This window comes from Lutibacter sp. (genome assembly GCF_013041805.1).
GTDB lineage: Bacteria > Bacteroidota > Bacteroidia > Flavobacteriales > Flavobacteriaceae > Lutibacter.
Genome location: NZ_JABDRI010000048.1, coordinates 1 through 2,822 on the forward strand (window position 1 = coordinate 1; position 2,822 = coordinate 2,822).

Annotated in this window: 4 protein-coding genes; 2 read left to right on the forward strand and 2 right to left on the reverse strand. The window is 29.5% G+C overall.

Annotation, left to right across the window (positions count from 1 at the left end):
* Together prmC and HKP59_RS06745 are read right to left on the reverse strand one after the other, a co-directional pair.
* A partial coding sequence (gene prmC, locus HKP59_RS06740) for a peptide chain release factor N(5)-glutamine methyltransferase (RefSeq protein ID WP_291804808.1) occupies positions 1–841 on the reverse strand: 841 nt, incomplete at its 3' end.
* Positions 841–1,332 carry a GNAT family N-acetyltransferase gene (locus HKP59_RS06745; protein WP_291804811.1) on the reverse strand — a complete coding sequence of 164 codons (492 nt, stop codon included), beginning with the start codon at positions 1,330–1,332 and terminating at the stop codon, positions 841–843. The genes HKP59_RS06745 and prmC, both read right to left, overlap by 1 nt.
* A gap of 22 nt (positions 1,333–1,354) precedes the next feature.
* On the opposite strand from HKP59_RS06745, the gene ribD reads away from it, so the two are divergent.
* Together ribD and HKP59_RS06755 are read left to right on the forward strand one after the other, a co-directional pair.
* Positions 1,355–2,401 carry a bifunctional diaminohydroxyphosphoribosylaminopyrimidine deaminase/5-amino-6-(5-phosphoribosylamino)uracil reductase RibD gene (ribD, locus tag HKP59_RS06750; RefSeq protein WP_291804814.1) on the forward strand — a complete coding sequence of 349 codons (1,047 nt, stop codon included), beginning with the start codon at positions 1,355–1,357 and terminating at the stop codon, positions 2,399–2,401.
* Positions 2,402–2,588: 187 nt separating this feature from the next.
* A partial coding sequence (locus HKP59_RS06755; RefSeq protein ID WP_363288946.1) for a YigZ family protein occupies positions 2,589–2,822 on the forward strand: 234 nt, incomplete at its 3' end.

A 2,822-nucleotide genomic window follows, 5' to 3' on the forward strand; every position in this document is an offset into this window, starting at 1 on the left:
GCTTAGCTCTAATCATTCTGTGGTTTCCAAAGATATCTTTTCTAAGCTCAATTTCAGAAAAACCGGATTCCTCTAAAAGCTCTTTCACAGCTTCACCTAAAAATTGATTTATTTCCAAATAAAGAAGACCTTTGGTAGTTAAGCTATTTTTTGCGAGTTTGGCTATAGGTCTATAGAAAAGTAAGGGGTCCTCGTCAGGAACAAACAATGCCCTGTAAGGTTCATTTTTCAGGACGTTATTATGCATTTTATCTTTCTCCATTTCCCTTACATAAGGCGGATTAGAAACGATAATATCAAATTTATTTGATACATCATTTAAAGTTAAAATATCTGCTTCAATAAATTGGATTTCAACTTGATTCATTTCAGCATTTAATTCAGCAGTTTTTAAGGCTTCTGAAGAAATGTCTAAAGCATATATTTTTGCATTTGGTAAATTTTTGGCTAACGAAATAGCAATACAGCCGCTTCCAGTGCCAATATCTAAAATTTTTATATTTTCAGTTTTCTTGTAATCTTTAATTATCCAATCTATTAATTCTTCAGTTTCAGGCCTTGGAATTAACACATTACTGTTCACATTGAAATGAAGTCCGTAAAATTCTGTTTCTCCAGTTATATATTGAATAGGAATTTGTTTTTTTAAATCAGTGAGCGCTTGTTGAAAGAAATCTAACTCAGATGTATTTAATTCTAAAGATGGCTGAAGTGCTAGCTCAACACGTGATAAATTTAATTTAAATTGAATTAAAATATTAAAAAAAGATTGAATTTCAGTCGTAGGATAGCCATTTGATAATTCTAAAAAAAAATGTGTTTTAAATTCTTGTACTAACATTATAATTTTTTAAGCATCCATAAATTACACGAATAATGACCAGTATCTCCCATAGGAGCTTCCAAATTTTTAAAACCTACTTTCCTATATAATTTTCTAGCATCTACCATGTAAGGCATAGTTTCTAAATAGCACTGTTCAAATCCAAATTCTTTTGCTTTTTCTAAGCAAATAGCCATCATTCTACTCCCTAAACCAATTCCTCTGGCTTCAGGTAAAAAATACATTTTTTGGAGTTCACATACATTGCCTTCAAAATTATCTAGCTGTTTAATCCCGGCTCCACCAAAAATTTCTCCGTCTTTTTCAATGATATAATAAATACAATTTTTAGAGTTATAATATTCATATAAAGTATCTAAAATTACATCAGCATAAGCGGTTCCAACTTTAGGCACTCCAAATTCTATCAATACCTTGCGAATTGCACTTGCAATTTTAGGATTGTCTATAGGTTGAATCTCTCTAATTTTAAAGTTGTTGTGAGTCATTTTAAAATGTTATTTTTACGCTGTGAATATACACGAAAAATATATAAAACGTTGCATAGAATTGGCTAAAAATGGTTTAGGCAAAACCTATCCAAACCCAATGGTTGGTAGTGTAATTGTTTTAAATGATTCAATTATTGGTGAAGGTTGGCATCAAAAAGCAGGTGAGCCACATGCAGAGGTTAATGCTATTAATTCAGTTAAGGATAAAACATTATTAAGTAAAGCCACAATTTATGTTAGTTTGGAACCTTGTTCACATTATGGAAAAACACCACCTTGTGCTAATTTAATTGTTGAAAAAGGCATAAAAAATGTTGTTATTGGAAGTATTGATACAAACAGTGTCGTAAGTGGAAGAGGAGTAAAGCATTTGATTGCAAATGGTTGTAATGTAATTGTTGGAGTTTTAGAAGATAAATGTAAAGAATTAAATAAGCGATTTTTTACATTTCACAGTAAAAAAAGACCATATATTATCTTGAAATGGGCAGAAACTTCTGATGGTTATATTGATAAATTGAGGGATGAAAATACTAAAAATTCACCAAATTGGATTTCAAATTCATTTTCACAACAATATGTGCATAAAATGAGATCAGATGAGCAAGCAATATTGGTTGGGACAACTACCGCTTTGAACGATAATCCCTCTCTAAATCTTAGAAGTTGGGTTGGTATCAATCCAATTCGTATTGTTTTAGATAGAACTTTAAAAATTCCTGAAAACTATAATTTGTATGATGAAAGTGTTCAAACTATTGTTTTTACTGAAAAACAAATTAATAATTCTATAAATAAGAATGTATATTTTGAAATAGTTAATTTTAATGAAAATTTAATAGAACAAATTTGTACTATTCTATTTAATTATGAGATTCAATCAATAATTATTGAAGGAGGATCAAAAACATTGCAAAGTTTTATAAATAAAAATTTGTGGGACGAGGCTTTTGTTTTTGAGGGAGGTATAGCTTTTAAAACTGGTTTAAAAGCACCAAAAATAATAAAAGCACCAATTTCAATTCAAAAAATTTCAACTGATGCTTTAAAAATTTATAAAAATTAGCATTATTTAGGTTTTTCAAACATTGCTATTTTTATCAATAGCAACTGCTTCAACAATACCAAATTTATAGTCGTAAATTTGGTTTCTCTAATATATTCAAATTTAATTAGAATTATAAAAATTTGCTTTTGATATATTTGCAAACTAAAACGAAACTGTTATTTCAGAAAAAGATACATACAAAACGATTGAATCTGCTGCAGGTGATGCATTATTTAAAGATAAAGGAAGTAAATTTATTGGTTTTGTGTTTCCAATTTCTGATGAAAGTGAAGTAAAGCAGTACATTGAAGAATTAAAGAAAAAACATCATTCCGCCAGGCATTGGTGTTATGCTTGGCAATTGGGAGTTGAAGATATAAGTTACCGTGCAAATGATGATGGCGAACCAAATAACTCTGCTGGGCAGCCTATTTACGGT